The 20231-nt window shown below is 66.6% G+C and carries 19 protein-coding genes; 4 read left to right on the top strand and 15 right to left on the bottom strand.

Annotated features, from left to right (window positions below; all coding sequences use genetic code 11):
* Window positions 1–2: 2 nt before the first annotated feature.
* The 7 genes from V6M37_RS05280 to V6M37_RS05250 all read right to left on the bottom strand — a co-directional run bounded on the left by V6M37_RS05280 (window position 3) and on the right by V6M37_RS05250 (window position 7859).
* Window positions 3–842, bottom strand: a complete 840-nt coding sequence (locus tag V6M37_RS05280) for an XrtA system polysaccharide deacetylase (protein ID WP_332671479.1) — start codon at window positions 840–842, stop codon at window positions 3–5.
* Window positions 839–1999 carry a non-hydrolyzing UDP-N-acetylglucosamine 2-epimerase gene (gene wecB, locus V6M37_RS05275; RefSeq protein WP_332671478.1) on the bottom strand — a complete coding sequence of 387 codons (1161 nt, stop codon included), beginning with the start codon at window positions 1997–1999 and terminating at the stop codon, window positions 839–841. The genes V6M37_RS05280 and wecB overlap by 4 nt, the downstream gene beginning before the upstream one ends.
* Window positions 1989–3077 carry an XrtA/PEP-CTERM system-associated ATPase gene (locus V6M37_RS05270; protein WP_332671477.1) on the bottom strand — a complete coding sequence of 363 codons (1089 nt, stop codon included), beginning with the start codon at window positions 3075–3077 and terminating at the stop codon, window positions 1989–1991. The genes wecB and V6M37_RS05270 overlap by 11 nt, the downstream gene beginning before the upstream one ends.
* Window positions 3078–3087: 10 nt before the next feature.
* Complete coding sequence (locus V6M37_RS05265; protein ID WP_332671476.1) at window positions 3088–4635, bottom strand: TIGR03016 family PEP-CTERM system-associated outer membrane protein; 1548 nt, start codon at window positions 4633–4635, stop codon at window positions 3088–3090.
* Window positions 4604–5605, bottom strand: a complete 1002-nt coding sequence (locus tag V6M37_RS05260; RefSeq protein ID WP_332671475.1) for an XrtA-associated tyrosine autokinase — start codon at window positions 5603–5605, stop codon at window positions 4604–4606. Before V6M37_RS05260 ends, V6M37_RS05265 begins: the two co-directional genes overlap by 32 nt.
* 11 nt (window positions 5606–5616) lie before the next feature.
* Window positions 5617–7158, bottom strand: coding sequence for an XrtA system polysaccharide chain length determinant (locus V6M37_RS05255; protein WP_332671474.1), 1542 nt, complete (start codon window positions 7156–7158; stop codon window positions 5617–5619).
* Between the two features lie 86 nt (window positions 7159–7244).
* Window positions 7245–7859, bottom strand: a complete 615-nt coding sequence (locus V6M37_RS05250; protein ID WP_332671473.1) for an XrtA/PEP-CTERM system exopolysaccharide export protein — start codon at window positions 7857–7859, stop codon at window positions 7245–7247.
* Window positions 7860–8243: 384 nt separating this feature from the next.
* Here V6M37_RS05250 and V6M37_RS05245 point away from each other — a divergent pair, with 384 nt between their 5' ends.
* Window positions 8244–8858, top strand: coding sequence for an N-acyl amino acid synthase FeeM domain-containing protein (locus V6M37_RS05245; protein ID WP_332671472.1), 615 nt, complete (start codon window positions 8244–8246; stop codon window positions 8856–8858).
* A 160-nt stretch (window positions 8859–9018) separates the two neighbouring features.
* On the opposite strand, the gene V6M37_RS05240 is transcribed toward V6M37_RS05245, so the two are convergent.
* A complete protein-coding gene (locus V6M37_RS05240) occupies window positions 9019–10338 on the bottom strand; it encodes a DUF1302 family protein (protein ID WP_332671471.1) in 1320 nt (439 codons plus the stop codon).
* Window positions 10335–11093: an ABC transporter ATP-binding protein gene (locus V6M37_RS05235; RefSeq protein ID WP_332671470.1), complete on the bottom strand. Its 759-nt coding sequence runs from the start codon at window positions 11091–11093 to the stop codon at window positions 10335–10337. Before V6M37_RS05235 ends, V6M37_RS05240 begins: the two co-directional genes overlap by 4 nt.
* 45 nt (window positions 11094–11138) lie before the next feature.
* Between V6M37_RS05235 and V6M37_RS05230 the strand changes: the two genes are divergently transcribed.
* The gene (locus V6M37_RS05230) at window positions 11139–11921 is read left to right on the top strand and encodes an outer membrane lipoprotein-sorting protein (RefSeq protein WP_332671469.1); all 783 of its coding nucleotides are present in this window, start codon (window positions 11139–11141) and stop codon (window positions 11919–11921) included.
* A 186-nt stretch (window positions 11922–12107) separates the two neighbouring features.
* Window positions 12108–13517, top strand: coding sequence for an MBL fold metallo-hydrolase (locus tag V6M37_RS05225; protein WP_332671468.1), 1410 nt, complete (start codon window positions 12108–12110; stop codon window positions 13515–13517).
* A gap of 162 nt (window positions 13518–13679) precedes the next feature.
* On the opposite strand, the gene V6M37_RS05220 is transcribed toward V6M37_RS05225, so the two are convergent.
* Window positions 13680–14831, bottom strand: a complete 1152-nt coding sequence (locus V6M37_RS05220; RefSeq protein ID WP_332671467.1) for a porin — start codon at window positions 14829–14831, stop codon at window positions 13680–13682.
* A 462-nt stretch (window positions 14832–15293) separates the two neighbouring features.
* Here V6M37_RS05220 and rpoH point away from each other — a divergent pair, with 462 nt between their 5' ends.
* Entirely contained in the window at window positions 15294–16145 is an 852-nt protein-coding gene (gene rpoH / locus V6M37_RS05215; protein ID WP_332671466.1) for an RNA polymerase sigma factor RpoH, read from the top strand.
* Window positions 16146–16424: 279 nt separating this feature from the next.
* On the opposite strand, the gene V6M37_RS05210 is transcribed toward rpoH, so the two are convergent.
* The 5 genes from V6M37_RS05210 to V6M37_RS05190 are packed head-to-tail and all read right to left on the bottom strand — an operon-like array spanning window position 16425 to window position 20212.
* Window positions 16425–17006, bottom strand: coding sequence for an SCO family protein (locus V6M37_RS05210; protein ID WP_332671465.1), 582 nt, complete (start codon window positions 17004–17006; stop codon window positions 16425–16427).
* A gap of 18 nt (window positions 17007–17024) precedes the next feature.
* On the bottom strand, window positions 17025–17930 hold the full coding sequence (gene cyoE, locus V6M37_RS05205; RefSeq protein WP_332671464.1) for a heme o synthase: 906 nt from the start codon (window positions 17928–17930) through the stop codon (window positions 17025–17027).
* A complete protein-coding gene (locus tag V6M37_RS05200) occupies window positions 17905–18951 on the bottom strand; it encodes a COX15/CtaA family protein (protein ID WP_332671463.1) in 1047 nt (348 codons plus the stop codon). Before V6M37_RS05200 ends, cyoE begins: the two co-directional genes overlap by 26 nt.
* Window positions 18948–19523: an SCO family protein gene (locus V6M37_RS05195; protein WP_332671462.1), complete on the bottom strand. Its 576-nt coding sequence runs from the start codon at window positions 19521–19523 to the stop codon at window positions 18948–18950. The genes V6M37_RS05200 and V6M37_RS05195 overlap by 4 nt, the downstream gene beginning before the upstream one ends.
* Entirely contained in the window at window positions 19520–20212 is a 693-nt protein-coding gene (locus tag V6M37_RS05190; protein ID WP_332671461.1) for an SURF1 family protein, read from the bottom strand. The genes V6M37_RS05195 and V6M37_RS05190 overlap by 4 nt, the downstream gene beginning before the upstream one ends.
* Window positions 20213–20231 lie beyond the last annotated feature (19 nt).

The raw sequence follows: 20231 nt of genomic DNA, 5'->3' as shown, positions 1-20231 counted from the left end.
CGTCAGGCGGCGCCGTGGAATACGTGGTCCGCGCGTCCCCAGGAAAAATCGGCCAGCAGGCGGCGCAAGCGGCCTTCGGTGCGCTCGAGATTGACGTAGTGCCGGAAGCGCGTCTTCGACGATGCCTCGCGCACGCGCGGCTGCCCCGGGTCGATTTCCCACGGGTGGAAATAGAAGATCGCCGGCCGCGCGTCGTCGCGATTGACCTTCGCGATCTGCCAGCGCGACACCGCGTACGGCAACAGCCGGAAATAGCCGCCGCCGCCGGCCGGCCAGTTGCGTCCGAGCAGCCGGGTCGTCGTCACCGGCACTTCGAGCAGTCCGTTGTCGAGGCGGTACGGAAAGCGCGGCGCGTCCGGAATGCCGTAGTGGTCGTGCCGCACCGGGTAGACGCTGGAGCTGTATGCGTAGCCCGCTTCGGCGATGCAGTCGTGCGCCCACGGATTGGTCTTGCCGACCGAAAAACTCGGCGCGCGGTAGCCGCGCACCGCCAGCCCGCCGATGTCTTCGAGCACCGCGCGCGCGAGCACGATGTCGGCGAGGAAGCGTTCGCGCGACTGCGCGCTCGCCCGTTCGTGCGAATACCCGTGGCTCGCGACCTCGTGTCCGCGCTCGGCGATGCGGCGGACGAGCTGCGGATAGCGCTCCGCGACCCACCCGAGGACGAAGAAAGTCGCGCGGGCGTCGCGTTCGGCGAGCAGTTCGAGAATGCGGTCGACATTGCGCTCGACGCGGCACGGCGTGCTCTCCCAGTCGCTGCGCGGGAAATGCGGCGCGAGCGCTGAAACCTGGAAGTAGTCCTCCACGTCGATCGTGAGCGCGTTGATGATCGCCGGGGTCATGCGTGCGGCCGTGCCTTGTCGTGCGTGTCGAGCCAGCCGGCGAGGTGCGCGGCGATCCGCTCCGCGGCCCGGCCGTCCCACAGCTCCGGGATGCGCCCGCGCTTGCCGCCGCCGGCGAGCACCGCGCCGGCCGCCGCGAGGAGCGCCGCCGGGTCGACGCCGACGAGCGTGTTCGTGCCCTGCTCCACGGTGATCGGTCGTTCGGTGTTCTCGCGGATCGTCAGGCACGGCACGCCAAGCGCGGTCGTTTCCTCCTGGATGCCGCCGGAGTCGGTCAGCACCATCGTCGCGCCGGCCATCAACCCGAGCATTTCGAGGTAGCCCTGCGGCGGCAGCACGACGAAACCGGGCTCGTCGAGCCGCTGCTTCATGCCGAAACGTTCGAGGTTGTTGCGCGTGCGCGGGTGCAGCGCGATGACCAGCGGCAGCCGGCGGCCGATTTCGGCGAGGGCGTCGATGATCGGGCCGAGCGTTTCGGGGTCGTCGACGTTCGACGGCCGGTGCAGCGTCACGACGCCGTAGCCGTCGCCGATTTGCGCGGGCGAGAGCCCCGCCGTCGCGAGGAGTTCGGCCGGCGCGACGGCCTTGCGCCGGTTCGCGAGCAGGCTGTCGATCATCACGTTGCCGACGAAGACCGCGCGCGCGTCGGCGATGCCTTCGCGCGCGAGATTGTCGTGCGCGCTGCGTTCGGTCGTGTACAGGACGTCGGAAATCTGGTCGGTGAGGACGCGGTTGATCTCTTCGGGCATCCGCCGGTCCCCGCTGCGCAGGCCGGCTTCGACATGCACGACCGGGATGTCGCGCTTGGCGGCAACGAGCGCGCACGCGAGCGTCGAATTCACGTCGCCGACGACCAGCACCGCACGCGCGCCGTGTTCGTCGATGACCGGCTCGAAACGCTTCATGACCTCCGCCGTCTGCACCGCGTGGCTCGCCGAGCCGACTTCGAGGTTGACGCCGGGACGCGGCAGGTCGAGGTCGTCGAACAGCCGGTCGTTCATCGCGCTGTCGTAATGCTGGCCGGTATGCACGAGCAGCGCGCGCAGCGGCGGGCGGTGTGCGGCGAGCGCGCGGATGATCGGCGCCATCTTCATGTAGTTCGGCCGCGCGCCGACGACGCAGATCACGGGCGCCATGCGTTCACCGTCATGCGTCATGCGACCTGTCCCGGGGGTCGTCGCGGCGGACCGCCTGCAACAACTGGTTGAGTACGAGCAGCGTCGCCGACAGCGACTGCTCGAGACCGGAAATCCTCGCCTCGAGGCGCTGCACATCGAACCCGCCCGCCATGTCCGCGACCTGGTCGGCGAGCAGCGCGGGAACCTGCAGCCGCTCGGCGACGATCGATCCCGGCGCGAACATCTCCGCCGACGATCCATTGCGCGGCAAGTGCTGGCCGTTCACGGGCTGGCCTGCGGCCGGGGGGAACTCCTCGTTCAGCTCCGCGATGAGCGCGCGCACGTCGTCGCCGCCGACCTCGTGGCACGCCGTCAGGAACGCGCCGAGCAGCGCCCGGTCGCACAGGCTGTTTATCCGCCGCGGCACGCCGCCGCTGTAGCCATGGATCGCGTCGAACGCATCGTCGTCGAAGGACGGGTCGTCCTGCCAGCCGACGTGGCGCAGGCGATGCTCGATGTAGGCGCGCGTCTCCTCGGCATCCATCGGCCCGAGGTGGTACGACGCGATCACCCGCTGGCGCAGCTGCAGCATCTGCGGACCCTGCATGATGTCGCGGAACTCCGGCTGCCCGATGAGGAAGCTCTGCAGCAGCGCGTGATCCTCCAGCTGGAAGTTCGACAGCATCCGGAGTTCCTCCACCGCGCTTTCGCTGAGGTTCTGGGCTTCGTCGACGATCAGCAGCGCGCGCTTGCCGGCAGCCGCGAGCGACACGAAGAAGGTTTCGAGCGCGAGCAGCAGCCCCGGCTTGTCGAGCCCGCGGCTGGGCACGCCGAACGCGCCCGCGACCATGCGGAGGATTTCGCTCTCGTCGACCTGGGTGCTGACGAGGTTCGCCGCGACGATCCGGCCCGGGTCGAGGTGTTCGAGGAGGCTGCGCACCAGCGTGGTCTTGCCGGCGCCGACCTCGCCGGTCACGACGATGAAGCCTTCGTGCTGATGCAGCCCGTATTCGAGGTAGGCCATCGCCCGCCGATGTCCCTTGCTGGCGAAGTAGAACGCGGGGTCGGGGTTGAGCTGGAAGGGCTTGCCGCGGAACTTGAAAAATGTCTCGTACATTCGGCGTCGCTCAGAATTGCATGCCGAGACTGGCAGTCAGCACATTCTCGGTGAAATCGCTGGACCCGTCTGCCCGCTGATAACGGTAGGCCAGCGCAGCATTTGTGTAGGCGCCGAGCCGGCGGCTGACTCCGACCGACAGCATCGTGCGCCGCGTCTCGTCCTCCTCGTCGGTCGCGTGGCCGATCGAGCGCGAGCGCGTGAGAGTCGCATTCAACGACGCGTTCGACGTCAGCCGGTGGTTCAGCGACAGAATCGCCGAGTCCGTCTCGACGTCATCGAATTCCGCGAAATCGTCGCGCGGATCGGTGACCAGCGGGTCGCCGAGGCGGGAATTGTCCGAGCGCTGAAGCGCGAACGTCAGCACGTTGCGCGCGCCGATCAATGAAAAGCTGCCGCGCAGCGTGCGCGAGACGAAATAATTGTTCGTGACGAAACCGTGCGCGTTCGCGCCCGACCATTCCTGACGCGAGCCCCGCACCGCATTGAAGCGATCGACCGGGTCGGGAAAGATCAGCTCGAGGAGCGGGTTGTCGTAAAGCTGCCTGAAAGCGGGATCGTTGAAAAAGCTGCTCTGGCTATCCAGCGACGACGTGACGTCGCGCGACCAGGAGACATCCCAGACGGAGCGCGGCCGCCGGTGGTTGAGCTGCAGACTGTAGCTGCGACCGAAAAAGCGGTCTTCGGCGCTGGCCGCGATGAGGGTCCGCTCGCTGGGATGCCAGTCGAAGCCGCCGCCGGCGATCCTTCCGTGCTCCTCGTTTACCGAATAATCGTTCTGTTCGTAGCCGACGACGCCATGCAGCCGCAGCTTCCGCGACACGTTCAGATAGAGCGTCGCGCGGGAGATTTCCTCGGTGACATCGTTGGTCAGGCCATCGTCGTAGCTCGTATCCGTGCGGCCGTACGACAAGCCCCATCCGAAGCGCCCGAACGCGGTCGGGTCCGACAGGCCGATCTGCGAATCCCCGACGTTGCGCTGCAGCAGCGCGCCGCCGCCGTCGAACCACGTGCGCCGGTGGCTCGCCGCGCCCTCGGCATCGCCGAGGCGGAACAGCAGCCGGGGACCGATCGAGAACTGCCGCGTCTCATTGCTGCTGTCCGTGGAGAGGAAATCCGACGATGCGCGGCCGGAGAGTCCGGTCGTGTTGTTTCGGCTCGTCGCCGCATCCATGTCGATAAAAAGCCGGTTCCTGACCGCTTCGAGCTGCCCGTTGCCATCGAGCGCGACGAAGCTCGTGTCGCGGTCGCCTTCCCTCGCGTGAATGACATTGCGCAAGGTCGCCTGGAGGCGGCCCGTGAACCTTCCCTCCTCCCGCAGCATCACGATCGACGGCGCGATTTCGGCGACCCAGTCGCTCTTTTCGTTGTCGGACGACGCATTGATATTGTCGGAATACGTTAGCCGGGTGTCGATCGACGGCCGGATCTGCAGGGCCTGCGCGCCGGCATTGCCGGTCGCCATCAGCGCACCGACGAGTGCGAGGACTTTCAGCCCACCGCCCGCCTGTGCCGCCGCGATTGGCTCAACCGAGCGCATCGGTTCGAGGCGCAGCATCGTTGCCCTCCATCGGGGAATCCGCTCCGTGGCCGTATCCATATCCGTAGCCGTACCCGTAGCCGTATCCATAGAGCCCGGCCCGGCCGCTGTCGCCCGCCTTGTTGAGCACCAACAGCTTCACCGGGCAGGATTCGATCGTCGACAGCGCCTGCCGGATCGCGCCGTGCGTCGTGCGCTCCGATTCGACAACGATCAGCACCTGCCCCATGTGCGACGCGAGCACGCGCGCCTCGGTCGTCGCGAGCAAGGGCGGAGAATCGAACACGACGATCCGGTCGGCATAGCGGTTCGCCATGTCCTCGAGCATCCGGTTCATCGCCTCGGACGCGATGAGTTCAGTCGCGCGCTGGTGCTGCATGCCGGCGGGCAGAATCGACAGTTTTTCGACGTTGGTGCGCAACATGACCTCGGACAGGTCGCCGACCTCGCCGACTAGGACGTCCATCAGCCCCTTCTTCGGCGGCAGACCGAGCTTCTGCAGCACCGAGGGCCGGGAAAAGTCGGCGTCGACCAGCAGCACGGTGTGATCGAGTTCGAGCGCGATGCTCATCGCGAGGTTGATCGCCGTGAACGACTTGCCCTCGCCCGGCAGCGCGCTCGTCACCATGATCAGGTTGCCGTTCTCGATGGCCGCGGCGCCCCGGCCTTGCGCGTTATGGAGCAGCGGCCGCTTGATGACGCGATATTCCTCGGCGATCACCGAGCGCGGCTGGCTCGGGGTGACCATCCCCATCTGCGCGAGCCGGTCGATATCGAGCTCGATCGACGGCCCGGCTCCCGTCCCCCACTTCGCGTTCTCCCGCATGTCGCGCAGCGCGTTCGCCGACAACGCTGCAGCCGTCGCAGTCGAGTTCGCTCCTGCCGGGCGGGACGCCGCGGCAGAAGCGTCCACCACTTCGGAGGGGGCGTCGCCCTCGGCCTGCCGGAGTTGACCGAGCCGTTCGACAGCTTTCTCAATGAGACTCATCAGTCGATCTCCTAGCCCTGCAGCACCTGGACCAACACGGTCATACCCGCAATGACGACCACGAAACTCGCGAGGCCGCCGCCGAAGGCGACGAGGCTGCGCCTGGCCGCGCGTGCCGTGCCGGGGTCGGGAATCATTGACACCGCGCCGAGGACCGGCAGTCCGGTGATCTCGCGCAGCGTGCGGATGTCGGCGAACGCCGGGCGCAGCTGGGAAAGGAGGAAGGTCAGCGCGATGCCGACCCCGAGCGCGACCAAGCCGGCGAGCGGCATCAGCAGCGCGCGGTTCGGCGCCGCGGGCTTCGTCGGCAGGCTCGGCGGGTCGATCACGCGGAACTCGGTGATGCCGCCCTGCGCGCTCATCTCCATCGTCATGCTCGCCGATTCGCGTCGCGCGACCAGCGCCTCGTAGTTGCGCTTGTGGATCTCGTAATCGCGGTTCAGCTGCGTCTGCTCTGCTTCGATCTTCGGCAGCAGTTCCGACGACTCGCGCAGCTGGTTCTGACGCGCCTGAAGCTCCTGCACCCGCGCGGTCAGCGACGCGACCCTCGCTTCCGCGTCCGCCAGCGAGATCTTCATCTGCTGGATCACCGGGTTCGCGTTCGGCGCCCACACCGTCGGCCCCGTCTGCTGCATCGCCTCCACTTCCTTCTGCTTCTGCGCCTCGAGTTGGGCGATCACGCTGCGCGTGCCGGTGACGTCCGGGTGCGCCTCGGTGTAACGCTGCAGCAGCGCGTCGAGATTCTTCTTCAACACGTCGATGCGTCCGTCAATCTCGGGAATCGACACCGCCGCCGGATTCGAAGGCTGAGCGAGCAGCACCGGCTCCTCGCCGACGAGCTGACGTCGCAGCGAGTCACGCGAGTTCTCGACTTCCTTCAGCTCGAGCTGGGCCTGGCTCAGGCGCCCCGCAAGGTCGGCCAACTGCGACACGTAGTCGCGGCCGCCGTCGCCCAGCAGGCCCATGTTGCGCAGACGGAAATCCTTGAGCCGGTTTTCCGCTTCGGCCAGCTTCTGCTCGTAGCTCGCGATCTGCTCGTCGATGAAGCGCCGTGCGGAACTCGAGTCCTGCTGCTTGCCGACGAGACCGGACTCGACGAACAGCGACACCAGCGCCTGCACGATCTGCCGCGCGCGCTCGGGATGGTGGTCCTGATACGCGAGATTGAAGAGGTTGTCGCGGCCGGTGCCGCTGATCCGCAGACCCTTCGTCAGCTGGGCGATCAGCGCCTCACGCTCGGCCGCATCGCCCGTCGTGAGATCGAGATCGGCCATCGTGATGAGTTTCTCGACGTTCGGGCGCGTGATCAGCGTTCGGCTGAGGATCGCGACCTGCTGGTCGATGTTCGGCTGCACCGCGAGGCCCGACATCAGCGGGCGCAGCACCGACTGGGTATCGACGAAAATCCGCGCCGACGACTCGTAACGGTCGGGCATCAGGTAGATCGCAACCCCGCCGGCGACCCCCGCGATCCACGTCAACACCAGCCCCCACCACCGGAACCGCCACATGCCCCGCAGGTAGCCGAATATCTGGGCAAGAAGTTCTTCCATGAGCGTCCTCGAAGCACCCGGCCTCCCCCTCGCGGTCGCGTTCGATCGCGGGAGTCCAGCCGATGCGAAGAATCGAATTCAGGAGATCAGAACCAGCTCTGCGGAATGATCAGGACATCACCCGGCTTCATTTCCACGTTCGCGGAAACGTCGCCGTCCTTGATCAAATCCTCGATCCGGACGCTGTATTGCTTGTTTCCCTCTCCCGTCCGCAGGATCGACGCGCCGTTGCCGTCGGCGAACTCGGTCACGCCACCGACCGCGATCATGACGTCGAGCAGGGTCATCTTCTGGACGTAGGGCAGGACCTGTGGCGTCGCGGCTTCGCCGACGACGCGGATCTGCTCGCTGTACGGACCGACGAAGTTCGTCACGATCACCGTGACGACCGGCTCGCGAATGAACTTCGAAAGCGCCTGCTCGATATCCCGCGCGAGGGTCGATGAATCCTTGCCGATCGCCGGCAGATCCTCGACGAGCGGAGTGGTGATCTTGCCGTCCGGCCGCACCGGCACCGACATCGACAATTCGGGATTGCGCCAGACGACGATGTTCACCGCATCGCCCGGCCCGATTACGTAATTGTATTCGGCACTCGCCGCGGCGGCCGGCGCCGGCGGATATGACGATGTCGCACAACCGGCGAGCAATACCGCCGTAACCGTCAGGCCGAACACCCTGAGACTATTACTCCCTGCCATTTTTATGTCCCCTCGTCAGGATGAATACCGAGCTTACTCCATCCAGCTATTTTCCTTCTGTTACAAGACCTTGCGAATATTTCCCACAGCCCGGGATACACATACGCTTACAGCGAATGAAAGTAGCGTTCCGGTAAAGTTCGCTCCGCGGTCGAGGACAGATCGCTCTCCTCTGTCCTATTCGATATGCCGCTGTTCTTGTTAAACGACTGCGAGGCGCGAAGACAAATGACTGAAACAGCTTACCATGTGGAACGCGCCCCGGAGTTCAAGGGACCATCGCTGAAACCGACGTTTTCAATTAAGGATCATGGGTCGCAATTAATGCCCTCCGAATTCGCGATCAGACGGGACGGCTACCATGTTCGGCTCGCCGACCACCGGATGGAATCGCTGAAAACCCGAATCAGCACGTTGGTCCAACGGATGTATTCGTGGCGCGGACTGGAAACCGAACACCCGGTCATGCATGCGCAACGTCCCGGTCAAACCACGCTCGTCGCCTGCAAGGGGGACCTGCTCTTCGGCACCCTGACGGTCGGCGTCGATTCCGCTCAAGGTCTTCTCGCAGACACGCTGTATCGCCCCGAAATCGACCAGGCGCGACGCAAGGGCGCGCGGGTCTGCGAAGTCACCCGGCTTGCGATGGACCCGTCGCACAGCTCCCCCGAAGTGATGGCGACGGTGTTCCACCTCGCGTTCATCATCACGCGGCTGATCAACAACATGACCGACCTCTTCATCGAGGTGCACCCGCGGCACACCGGCTTCTACCGCCGGATGATGGGCTATCGCGTCGCGGGGCCCGAGCGCACGTGTCCGCGCGTCGGCGCTCCCGCGGTATTGATGCGGCTGTCGCTCGAACATGCCGAAGAGCAGATCCAGCGCCTTGGCGGCAACCAGCCAGGCCCGGAGCGCAGTCTTTACCGCCTGTTCTTTTCGCCGAGCGAGCAGGATCAGCTGTTGTTGAAGCTGCGCGGAACGCAATGCGGCGTCTGAAGCGAAAGTCGTCGGCAGCATCCTCCCCTCCCCGCTCCGGCATCGATCCGAACCCGGCACGGCCGGTTTCTGCCAGCACGAATCGCCGAAATCGTCTCAAATTACTATAGGTGCCGCCGCGCAGATTTGCGCAGGGGACCGGGGAATCCGTGCGCGCGCGTTAAAACCAGCGCCGCAATTCCAGATACACCCGGTCACGATTCGCGAAGCGCCCGAACAGCCCGTTTTGCCCGCCGCCGAACAAGTCGACGCCGACCTGCCCGCGCCAATCGCGCGTCAGGCGCCACGCGACTTTCGGCCGGACCATATAGTCCTTATGCTCGATGCTCGAAGCGAGCAGCACCTCGGCTTCGATGTCGTCGCCGAGCTTGCGATTGACGAGCAGCGTGAGGCCCCGCTCGTGGCGCTCGACGCCCATCGCCGCCTCGTGCGACCGGATCACGTGCCCGTAATGCTGGATGTTGAACCGCCACTGGTCCTCGACAGGAATATCGACGCCGACGATGTAATCGAACGTGTCCGATGGTTTCAGGCCGAACGGCGCGGCCGGGTCCGCGGTGTTGATGCTTCGCCCGTGCGTATGCACGGCTTCGCCTTTCAGCACGAACGCCCCGAGATCCTTCGACACCGTCCCGCCGATCTGGCGGATGCGGTCATGGCGCAATTCGAAAGTCGGCGCGGGCGAAATCCGGTAGAGCGTCGGCGACACGTCGAGGCTGCGATAGTAGAACGCGGACAGGTCCCACCCGTTGATCAGATGTGTCGCACGGACACCCCAGTTCGTGTTCTCGATGCTGTCCGCCGGCTTGCGCTCGTGCACTCGCGAGTCCGGCGGCAGTGGAAACGGAAAAAAATCCCCGCCGGGCTTGCCGACTTCGTCGTAGCTCGGCACCGGGATCCACAGCAGCTCGAGGTAGGAGTTCTCGCCGAAATATTCGGCGCGCGCGGCCCACTGCGGAATCCGCATCGCTTCGAATTCGGGCAGGAAGAACTCGCGCATGTCGCGCGCGGAGACGACATCGGCGAGAAAGATGCCGACGACTTCGCCCCAGACGACGTGCTGGCGGCCGAAGCGGAACTCCCAGTCACCCGCGGACGTGTCGATATACGCCTCGCGCACCGAAAACTCGCGACGCTGGTCGCGTCGCACCGGCTCCGGATAATGCCCGTCTTCGAGATCGTACGCGCCGTCGCCATCGAGCCGCCCGGACAGCTTGAACTTCGCCCGCTCGCCCAGCGTGCCGTTCGCCGCCAGTTCGAAACGCGCGCGCAGCTTCGACCAGTGCGCCGGCTCCTCGTACGCATAGGCCGTGCTCGCTTCCGCATAGCCGCTCCAGCGCAGGCCGCTTCCGGACGGCTCGGCCGGGGCGAGCGGCTTGTCGAGATCGAACAGCGCATCGATGTCGTCCGCCGCCGTAGCGAGGACCGACCAAAGGCTGCACACGACGAGCGCTGCGACCCCGCGCCGGATTGCAGTCACCGCCCCGCTCCGGGACCCGCGAAGGTCGAGGCATCGACACCCGAAGCCGCGGGCCGCGCCTCGCGTTCGGCCTTCCGGTCTTCCCCGACGATCGAGCCGTCCTCGAAATAAACGAGCTGATCGGCGAGGTTCATCACGTGGCGGTCGTGCGTCGAAAAGACAAACGTCGTTCCAGAGCGCCGGTTGATCTCCTTCATCAGCTCGAGAATGCTCTCCCCGGTGTGACGGTCGAGGTTCGCGGTCGGCTCGTCGGCGAGCACGATCTTCGAGTGCGTCGCGAGCGCACGGGCGATCGCGACCCGCTGCCGCTGGCCACCGGAAAGCTGATTCGGCCGATGGCGCGCGAACTTCGCCAGCCCGACCATTTCGAGGTAATGTGCGACGCGTTCGCGGCGCTCGTGCTTCGACAGCTCCGGGAATTGCAGCAGCGGGTACTCGACGTTCTCTTCGGCAGAGAGCACCGGCAGCAGGTTGAACGTCTGGAAAATGAATCCGATCGTGCGCGCACGCAGGTCCGCGAGCTGGTCCGGCGTCTGCCCCGACACATCGCGCCCGTCGATCAGAACGCGCCCGGAGGTCGGCGTGTCTATACAGCCGATGATGTGCAGCAGCGTCGACTTGCCGCTGCCGGACGGCCCGGCAATCGCGAGAAACACGCCCGGCTCGATCGTCAGCGACACGTCGCGCAAGGCCTGCACCTCCTGCTCGCCGAGCCGATATTGCTTGCTGACGTTCAAGACCTGCACGATCGCCATATTGCCCGGGCCCGCAGTGATGAAACCGAAATAAGGATAGCACTCATGGACGATAACGTACGCCCCCGCCGGTGTTTCATTTCGGCGCTCGCCGCCGGCTTCCTCGCCCCCGCGATTGCACGCGCAGCCGAGTCGCAGCCCCCTGCGCAAGGCGACGAAGCAGCGCGCAAGCTCGTCGCGCAGGCCGATGCGATCCGCTTTCCGCGCGAAAGCTTCCAGAGCGATATCACGATCACGAACTTCAGCGACGGACAGGCCGGTGACGAGCGCAAGTACCGCATCCTTTCGCGCGGCAACGAGGACACGATCGTGCTGACCGTCGAGCCCGCGTCCGAGCGCGGCCAGGCTCTGCTGATGCGGGGACGCGACCTGTGGGTCTTCATGCCGTCGGTGTCGCAGCCGGTGCGCCTTTCGCTCGCTCAGCGGCTCACCGGCCAGGTCGCGAACGGCGACCTCGCACGGGCCAACTTTTCGGGCGACTACCGTTCGGTGATCGTCGGCGCCGACACCCTCGACGGTGTCGCGACGCAGGTCCTCGACCTCGCGGCCGTCGACCGCAGCGTGACCTATGCGAAGGTCAAATACTGGGTCGCGCAGAAGGATGCGCGCCCGATCCAGGCCGAGTTCTACGCGCTGTCGGGACGCCTGTTGAAGACTTGCCGCTACGAGGAGTTCCGCCCCCTCGCCGGCCAGACTCGCCCGACCCGGCTCGTGATGGAAGACGCGTTGAAGAAGGGCGACAAATCCGTGCTCGTGTACGAGTCGATGCAGTTGCGCGAACTGCCCGAACGGATGTTTACCCGCGAGTACCTCCGCCGCCTGGACTGACGGGCGAAGACGTCCGGCCGCAAACGGTCGCACCGGAGCGCTTCCCGTTCAGGTCCCCCGCTTGCTCCCTCGGCGTGGCGCGGGCACCTGGGACGCCCGGCAATCGATCGGGCGAGAACCATGCGAAGCGACCCTGAACATGCTGCAAGCATTTCCGGCGGCGCCGCCGGCGAATACAATTCGCCGATGACGACAAAAATCATCCATCACGGCGGCCGGCACGGCGTAACCGGCTCCTGCCACGAACTCGTGCTCGATTCCGCGCACAGCCTCCTGATCGACTGCGGCCTGTTCCAGGGCGCGGAAACTTCCGGCAGCGGCGGCGCCGATGCGAAGACGTTCGACATCGATTTCGATGTCCACACTATTGGCGCGCTCATCGTCACGCACGTGCATGTCGACCACGTCGGACGGATTCCGTGGCTGCTCGCGGCCGGCTTTCAGGGGCCGATACTCTGCAGCGAGCCGTCCGCGCGCCTGCTGCCGATCGTCCTCGCCGACGCGTTCGCGCTCGGCATCAGCCGCGACCAGAAGCTGGTCGAGCGTTACCTGAAACTCGTCGAATCCCGCCTCGTCGCGCTGCCGTACCGCCAGTGGCGCCATGTCGTCGACACGCCGGAGCTGAAATGCCGCATCCGGCTGCAACGCGCCGGCCACATCCTCGGCTCGGCCTATGTCGAATGCGAAGTCACGCAGCCGCAGGCCGGCACGCGCGAGCGGGTGCTGTTCTCGGGCGACCTCGGCGCGCCCCACGCCCCGATCCTGAGCCCGCCGTCGCCCCCCTGGAGCGCGGACCTCGTGATCATCGAGACGACCTACGGCGACCGCGTGCATGAAAACCGCAAGACCCGGCGGGACCGGCTGCAGCAGGTCATCGAGCGCGCGCTCAACGACGGCGGCACGGTGATCGTGCCGGCCTTCAGCATCGGCCGCACGCAGGAACTCCTGTACGAGCTCGAGGACATCATCCACCGGCAGCACAAGCGCCCGGGCAAGCACGCGGCGCGCTGGGCGAATCTGCGCGTTTATCTCGACTCGCCGCTCGCGAGCCGGTTCACGGAGGAGTACCGCCAGCTCGAAGCGTTCTGGGACGGCGAAGCGCTCGCCCGCGTGCGCGCCGGTCGAAAGCCGCTCGCCTTCGACCAGCTCGTCGCGATCGACGACCACGAAGCGCATCTCGCAAACGTCCGGCGGCTCGCGCGCAGCGGCGAACCCGCGATCATGATCGCCGCGAGCGGAATGTGCACCGGCGGCCGGGTCGTCGACTACCTGAAGGCGATGCTCGGCGACGAACGCCACGACGTCGTCTTCGTCGGCTACCAAGCGCGTGGCACACCCGGCTACAGCATCCAGGAATTCGGTCCGCGCGGCGGCTACGTCGATCTCGACGGCGAACGCATCGACATCCGCGCCCGCATCCACTCGATTTCCGGTTATTCCGCGCACGCCGACCGCAACGACCTGACGCGCTTCATCACCGGGATGCGCTACCTGCCCAAGGAAGTGCGCCTGATCCACGGCGAACCCGGCACCCGCGAAGCCTTCGCCCGGCACCTGATCGACAAGACCGGCGGGCGGGTCAAGGTCGTTCCGTAACCGGGCAGCATCGCCTGCGTCGCCGGTAGCACGAGGCGATTCGGCTGGAGCGACATCGGACAGCGAAACGCCTCCCGCCTCCAAGCGTTGCACGCCCTTCCCAGCGCACGAAAAAAAACGGGTGCCGAAGCACCCGTTCGAGTTCAAACCGTCAGGAGACGATCAGAACGTGTGATTCACGCCGAAGAAGAAGTTCTTATCCTTCTCGCCTGCGCTCTGATCGGAGTTCCGAGCGACCGACGAGATGCGCGTAAGGTCGTCGTTGTCGATCACGCTGACGCCCGTGTAGAGGGTCGTCCGCTTCGACAGGCTGTGCGAGTACAGCAGCGCCAAGGAATCGGTATCCATGTTGTCCGCATCGGCATCGAGGCGGCCATAGGATACGTGCACCTTGCCCGCAGCGCCGACCGGGACGACGCCGCCGACCTGCCAGACTTTGTCCTTCTGTTCCAAGGCATTGGCATCGTCGATCTGCTGGTAGGACGCAACCAGCTTGAACATGCCGAGATCGTAACCGGCACCGACGTACCATTCCTTCTTCGTCTCGTCGGCGGTTGTCAATCCAACCGGAGCCGCCGTGACGACTCCGGTGACAGGATCGACTCCAGTGATGACGAAACCGGTACCGGTATTAGCGGGCTGGAACTTCTCGGTTCCGATCGCCCCCGCATCCTGCTTCACTTGGCTGTAGACGAGACCGATGCCGAGCGGGCCGTTCGAATAGTCGACGCCGACCGCGGCGAGGTCACCCGCCTGGCGGTTGTCTTCCTGGTTCGCTTCGTTGAAGCCGTAGATCGCGTTCACCGTCAGACCGCCCCAGTTCGGCGACTTGTAATTGATCGCGTTGCTGACGCGAGCCGCGGTGCCGGCCACGATGTTCGAGCCGCGGGAATTCGCGAGCACGAACTGCGGGCTGAACGGAACGGTCGGGATGGCGTCGTACTTGGCGGACGTCCAGTAGCCGGGGGAGTACTGGCGGCCGAGACCGATGAAGCCCCAGCTGTTGCCCTGCAGGCCGACGAACTGCTGGCGGCTACGCGAACCGCCGGCGCCGACGCCTTCGTTATCATCGACTTCCAGACCATACTCGAGCGTGAACACCGCTTTCAGGCCGTTGCCGAGGTCTTCGGTGCCGCGGAAACCGAGGCGGGAGCCGGCCAGACCGCCGCTTTCGATACCGGTGAACTTGTTGTCGTCATACTTGCTGTATGCGAAGAACGCATCGACGATGCCATAGACGGTCACGTTCGACTGCGCGAAAACCGGAGCAGAGACCAGGCCGGCGACGGCCAGGGCGATCAGTTTCTTCTGCATTTGTTTCTCCTCTAATTTGAAGCTGAGGCCGTGGCACTGACCGCGGCCAGACTTACCTCTCAAGCGAGAAGTTGCGATGATTGTGCAAAGCCGGCTGCGGGCAACGCAAGTTCGACACGGCCTGAATCGACGGTTTGAGCAAAAGGTGTTGCGCAGGCGCAACAAGGGGCGCGTTTGGCATGGCGGGACGACGTCGTCGTCATTGAAGCCCTTGCATACAAACCTGTTTCTGTGCATTACAAACAAATGAATTTTCAGCGGATTCGCTCGCGCTTCGTCTGCAGGAATGCGTCGGCCGGGTCGCGGAAATCCACGCACTGCGGAAGCCGGGAAGCGCGGCGAACCAGCCCGCTGCGCGCAGGAAACGCGGCGTCCGCACGCCCGCGCGACGGGAACTCGCCGCCCCTTTAGCACTCTCACCGCGCGAGTGCTAAAATCACGAGCCAAGGAGGACCTGAACCCATGAGTCAAGCCCTGTCATTCCCGCTTCCTTCTGCCGTAGGCAGCATCGACCAGTACATCCAGGCGGTGAACCGCATCCCGTTGCTCACCGAGCGCGAGGAAGTGGATCTGGCGACGCGTCTGCGCGACGAGGGTGACGTGGAAGCAGCGCGCAAGCTCGTCATGTCGCACCTGCGGCTGGTCGTCGCGATCGCGCGCGGCTACCTCGGTTACGGACTGCCGCACGCGGACCTGATCCAGGAAGGCAACATCGGCCTGATGAAGGCCGTCAAGCGCTTCGACCCGACGCGCGGCGTGCGGCTGGTGTCGTTCGCGATGCACTGGATCAAGGCCGAGATCCACGAATACATCCTGAAAAACTGGCGCCTCGTGAAGATCGCGACGACGAAGGCGCAGCGCAAGCTGTTCTTCAACCTGCGCGGGCTCAAGCAGGACACCGGCGCGCTGAACCGCGACCAAGTCCAATCGATCGCGCTGCAGCTGGGCGTCAAGCCGGAGGAAGTCGTCGAGATGGAAACGCGCCTTTCCGGCCGCGACATCCAGCTCGAAGGCGGCAGCGACGACGATGACGAGCGCTTCGCGCCGATCGCTTACCTGCCCGACCCGCATGCGGAGCCGTCCGAAGTGCTCGAACAGGCGCAGCTGTCGCGATTGCAGGACGAAGGGCTCAGCGAGGCGCTCGCGAGCCTCGACGACCGCAGCCGCAACATCGTCAAGCGGCGCTGGCTAGCCGAAGGCGACAGCGCGACGCTGCATGAACTCGCCGCCGAATACGGCGTGTCGGCCGAACGGATTCGCCAGATCGAGGCAAAAGCGATGCAGAAGATGCGGGGACTGCTGGTCGCCGCTTGATGCCAGCTTGGCCGCGGCGGCTTTCGCGCCGATCGGTCGCGCTTCATGCCGGATATCGCTTCGCCCGGTCCGACCTACGGTTCGGGTTTCCGCGCGGGCGAGATTCGGCGTAGGTCGGGGTGAGCCGCAGGCGAAGGCCGACGCGAAGCCCCGGACGCCGAGGACGTCGGACATCGCTCCGCCGACCTGCGGCCCGCTACGCTTCGGGCGTGCCCCGGCGCAGGTCGGCATGAGCCGCAGGCGAAGGGCCGCGCGTTTTCGGGTAACGTCGACCGATTCCTAATTCCCGGCGAGCAGCACCCGGATGTCGGCAGCAATGTTTTCCGCCGTTTCGCCATGCTTGACGTACAGCCGCGCCCGGCCTTGCGAGTCGAACACGTAAGTGCCGGCGGCGTGGTCGATCGTGTAGTTCGGGCCGCTCGTGTCGCCGCTCTTCTGGTAGAAGGTACGGAAATCCTTCGCGACCGCGGCGGTCTCGTCGAGGCTGCCGCGCAGGCCGAGGAAGCGCGGATCGAAGGCCGGGACGTAGTTCGCGAGCAGCGCCTGCGTGTCGCGCTCCGGGTCGACGGTGACGAAGAGCACCTGCACGCGGTCGGCCTCGGGTCCGAGGCGACGCATCACTTCGCTCATCGTCGTCAGGGTCGTCGGGCAGACGTCCGGGCATTGCGTGTAGCCGAAGAAAACCGTGACGACCTTGCCGCGGAAGTCATCGAGCGTCCGCGGCTTTCCGTTATGGTCGGTCAGCGCGAGCGTGCGGCCGTACTCGGCGCCGGTGATGTCGGTAGCGTGGAAGGTCGGCGCGGGCGGGCCGGAACAGGCGGCGAGCGCGAGCGCGGCCGCGACGACGAGGGTACGGAACATCGGGCATCCGGGGCGTGATCAGAACCGGAGGTAATGATCCGCCAGCAGCGCCGCGAAGAGCAAGAACAGATACAGGATCGAGAAGCGGAACGTGCGGCGCGCGAGCGCGTCGCTGTAGTCGACGTAAAGCTTCCACGCGTAGCGTAGGAACGCGCCGCCGAGCGCGACCGCCGCGGCGAGATAGATGCCGCCGCTCATCCGCGTCGCATACGGCAGCAGCGTCACGCCGAACAGGATGCAGGTGTAGAGCAGCACCGAGAGGCGGGTGAACTCGGGCCCGTGCGTGATCGGCAGCATCGGCAGGCCGGCGCGGGCGTAGTCGGCGCTGCGGTACAGCGCGAGCGACCAGAAGTGCGGCGGGGTCCACGCGAAGATGATCAGGAACAGCAGCAGCGCGTCCGCGCCGACTTCGCCGGTCACCGCCGCCCAGCCCAGCACCGGCGGCATCGCGCCGGACGCGCCGCCGATCACGATGTTCTGCGGCGTGCGCGGCTTCAGCAGCACGGTGTAGACCACCGCGTAGCCGACGAAGGTCGCGAGCGTGAGCCACATCGTCAGCGGGTTCACCCAGATGTGCAGCACCGTCAGGCCGACGCCGCCGAGAACGCCGGCGAACAGCAGCGTCTCGCCCGGGGTCAGTTCCCCGGTCGGCAGCGGGCGGTGGCGGGTGCGCGTCATGCGCGCGTCGAGGCCGGCCTCGATGAGGCAGTTCATCGCCGCCGCCGCGCCGGCGACGCAGGCGATGCCGATCGTCGCCGCGAGCACGATGGCCGGCGACGGCAGTCCCGTGCTCTCGGCGAGGAACATGCCGATCACCGCGCAGAACACGATCAGCGTATTCACGCGCGGCTTCGTCAGCACGTAGAACGCGTGCAGCCGCCGCGCGGCGGCGTGTCGGTCAGGCGAAAGAGTTCTGGTGTTCATGCTTTCCTCTCCCGGCGGCTTTCCGTCGCCCGACGGTGGCTTCGGCCCGTAGCGGACCGACGCGGTAATTGATCGACACGAGCAGCGCGACAAGCAGCACCGCGCCCGCGTTGTGCGCGACCGCGAGCGCGAGCGGCAGGCCAAAGACGACGTTCGCGATGCCTAGCGCGACCTGGAGCGTGATCGCGGCGAGCAGCGCGAGGCCGAGCGGCTGTGTCGATTGACGCCGCGCCAGCAGCCACGCGAGCAGGTACAGCGCCGCACCGGCGACGACGGCGCCGAGCCGGTGCGACCAGTGGATCGCCGTCAGCGCGGGGAGCGGCAGGAAGTCGCCGTCGGCGGTCATGCCGAGCTCGCGGACGACGTGAAACGCGTTTCCGTAATCGGTCGCGGGCGAGAAAGTGCCATGGCAGGTCGGAAAGTCGGTGCAGGCGAGCGACGCGTAGTTCGTGCTCGTCCAGCCGCCGAGCACGATCTGGGCGACGAGCAGCGCGAGGCCGATTCGCGCGACCGCGCGCACGCCCGGCGGCACCGGCAGTCTGGCGACGCGCTGCGCGCGCAGCCCGAGCCACGCGAGCAGCGCCAGCGTCGTCAGCCCGCCGAGCAGATGCGCGGTGACGATCGCCGGCTTCAGCAGCAGCGTGACGGTCCATTTGCCGAGGATGCCCTGAAAGATCACGACGCCGACGAGCAAGGTCGCCGTGCCCGGCGCGGTGCCCTGCCGGTCTCGCCGCCGCCAGGCGACCCCGGCGATCACGACGATCAGCAGGCCGAGACTCGCGGCGAGGTAGCGGTGGATCATCTCCTTCCACGCTTTCGGCAGGCTCACCGGCCCGTGCGGGTCGACTCCCTGCGTCTGCAGGATGTCAGCCTGCGCGTGATGCGGGCTCAACTGCCCGTAGCAACCGGGCCAATCGGGACAGCCGAGCCCGGCGTCGGCGAGGCGGACGTAGGCGCCGAACACGATCACGGCCGCGGCGAGCGCGAATGCGGCGAGGATCAGCCGTCGATAGAGCTTCATGACTCGCCCCGGCCGAGCGGCGAGTATTTCAGCAGGCGCTGCAAGTCCTTGATCACGAGCTTGATGTCGGCCAGCGGCGGAAACCGCATCATCGCGTTGCCGAGCGGATCGACGAGAATCAGCCCCCCGCCCTCGTTCGCCGCAGGCAACGCCGCGGCCCAGGCGGGATCGCCCCGTGCGACCCGCAGACCATCGTGATCGGCGAGGACGCGAGGCGACGGGACCGCGTCGTCGGTGACGACCCACAGCCGCCCGACGCGCGTCATGTCCTCGCCCTGCGCGAGGCGCGACTGCCGGGACGCATACAGCGCGTGCTCGCACGCCGCGTCGCAATCGCCGGGGCCGACATAGAGCAGCATCCAGCGCCCGTTCAGCTCGGCGCGCCTGACTGCCGGCTGTCCGGCGATGCCGGCGAGCTGCGCCTCGGGCAGCGGCGCAGGCCCGATCAGTTCGCCGTAATTGACCTTGCCCGTCGGCTGCCACACGTAGTACGCGAGATACGATGCCGCGACCGGCAGCGTGCACACGAGGGCGAGCGCAGCGAGGGTGAGCTTCGCGTTGCGTTGCGTCACGTTCCGAGCCTCCTTATCACATACGCTGCGGTCATCACGAACGAAAGGCCGGCGAGCGAATACCACTGGAACGCGTAGCCGCGGTGGCGGTCGATGCCGGCGTCGGGCCGCGGCCAGTCGCGCACGAGGCCGTCGGCCGCGTCGGACGTCTGCTGGACGATCCAGCCGCGCACCGGCAGCCCGGTCGATTCGCGATAGCGCGCGAGGTCGAGGTATTGCCAGACCTGCCCGCGCCCCGCCTCGTCGGCAAGCGTGAAGGGATGCGCTTCGGGCACGCGCACCGTGCCGGCGAGTGCGACCGGGCCGGCAGGCGACGCGACCGGCGGCAGCTCGCGGCGGTCGCGCGTGCCGGCGATCCAGCCGCGGTTCACGAGCACCGGCTCGCTGCCGTCGGCGAGCCGCAGCGGCGTCAGCACGTGGTAGCCGACGCGCCCGCGCAGGACGCGGTTGTCGAGGTAGATCGTCTGCGCCGCCTGCCACTCGCCGCGCAACGAGACCGTTCGCCACTCGGCGACCACGCCCGCGTCGGCCGCCGAAACGGCGCCCGCCGCGGCGCCGGCCTCGATACGCGCCTGCAGGTCGGCTTTTTCCGCCGCGCGACGGACTTGCCAGTTGCCGAGCAGCAAAGTCACGACCAGGACCGCGAGCCCGGCGACGAGCGGCATAGGGTGGAACCGCGTGAAACTCATCCCTTCACCGCTCCCGCTG

It is taken from the genome of Aromatoleum sp., from assembly GCF_036675785.1.
GTDB lineage: Bacteria > Pseudomonadota > Gammaproteobacteria > Burkholderiales > Rhodocyclaceae > Aromatoleum.
The sequence above is the reverse complement of the archived record's forward strand: the minus strand, read 5'-3'. Positions and strand labels throughout refer to the sequence as shown.

Excerpts from the sequence above, each read along its gene's own strand:
- rpoH (WP_332671466.1), top strand. The coding sequence starts at position 15,294 with ATGAGTCAAGCCCTGTCATTCCCGCTTCCTTCTGCCGTAGGCAGCATC.
- wecB (WP_332671478.1), bottom strand. The coding sequence starts at position 1,999 with ATGACGCATGACGGTGAACGCATGGCGCCCGTGATCTGCGTCGTCGGC.
- V6M37_RS05200 (WP_332671463.1), bottom strand. The coding sequence starts at position 18,951 with ATGAAGCTCTATCGACGGCTGATCCTCGCCGCATTCGCGCTCGCCGCG.
- V6M37_RS05280 (WP_332671479.1), bottom strand. The coding sequence starts at position 842 with ATGACCCCGGCGATCATCAACGCGCTCACGATCGACGTGGAGGACTAC.
- V6M37_RS05230 (WP_332671469.1), top strand. The coding sequence starts at position 11,139 with ATGGACGATAACGTACGCCCCCGCCGGTGTTTCATTTCGGCGCTCGCC.
- V6M37_RS05260 (WP_332671475.1), bottom strand. The coding sequence starts at position 5,605 with ATGAGTCTCATTGAGAAAGCTGTCGAACGGCTCGGTCAACTCCGGCAG.
- V6M37_RS05220 (WP_332671467.1), bottom strand. The coding sequence starts at position 14,831 with ATGCAGAAGAAACTGATCGCCCTGGCCGTCGCCGGCCTGGTCTCTGCT.
- V6M37_RS05255 (WP_332671474.1), bottom strand. The coding sequence starts at position 7,158 with ATGGAAGAACTTCTTGCCCAGATATTCGGCTACCTGCGGGGCATGTGG.
- V6M37_RS05245 (WP_332671472.1), top strand. The coding sequence starts at position 8,244 with ATGGAATCGCTGAAAACCCGAATCAGCACGTTGGTCCAACGGATGTAT.
- V6M37_RS05265 (WP_332671476.1), bottom strand. The coding sequence starts at position 4,635 with ATGCTGCGCCTCGAACCGATGCGCTCGGTTGAGCCAATCGCGGCGGCA.
- V6M37_RS05225 (WP_332671468.1), top strand. The coding sequence starts at position 12,108 with ATGACGACAAAAATCATCCATCACGGCGGCCGGCACGGCGTAACCGGC.
- V6M37_RS05190 (WP_332671461.1), bottom strand. The coding sequence starts at position 20,212 with ATGAGTTTCACGCGGTTCCACCCTATGCCGCTCGTCGCCGGGCTCGCG.
- V6M37_RS05250 (WP_332671473.1), bottom strand. The coding sequence starts at position 7,859 with ATGGCAGGGAGTAATAGTCTCAGGGTGTTCGGCCTGACGGTTACGGCG.
- V6M37_RS05235 (WP_332671470.1), bottom strand. The coding sequence starts at position 11,093 with ATGGCGATCGTGCAGGTCTTGAACGTCAGCAAGCAATATCGGCTCGGC.
- V6M37_RS05270 (WP_332671477.1), bottom strand. The coding sequence starts at position 3,077 with ATGTACGAGACATTTTTCAAGTTCCGCGGCAAGCCCTTCCAGCTCAAC.
- cyoE (WP_332671464.1), bottom strand. The coding sequence starts at position 17,930 with ATGAACACCAGAACTCTTTCGCCTGACCGACACGCCGCCGCGCGGCGG.
- V6M37_RS05210 (WP_332671465.1), bottom strand. The coding sequence starts at position 17,006 with ATGTTCCGTACCCTCGTCGTCGCGGCCGCGCTCGCGCTCGCCGCCTGT.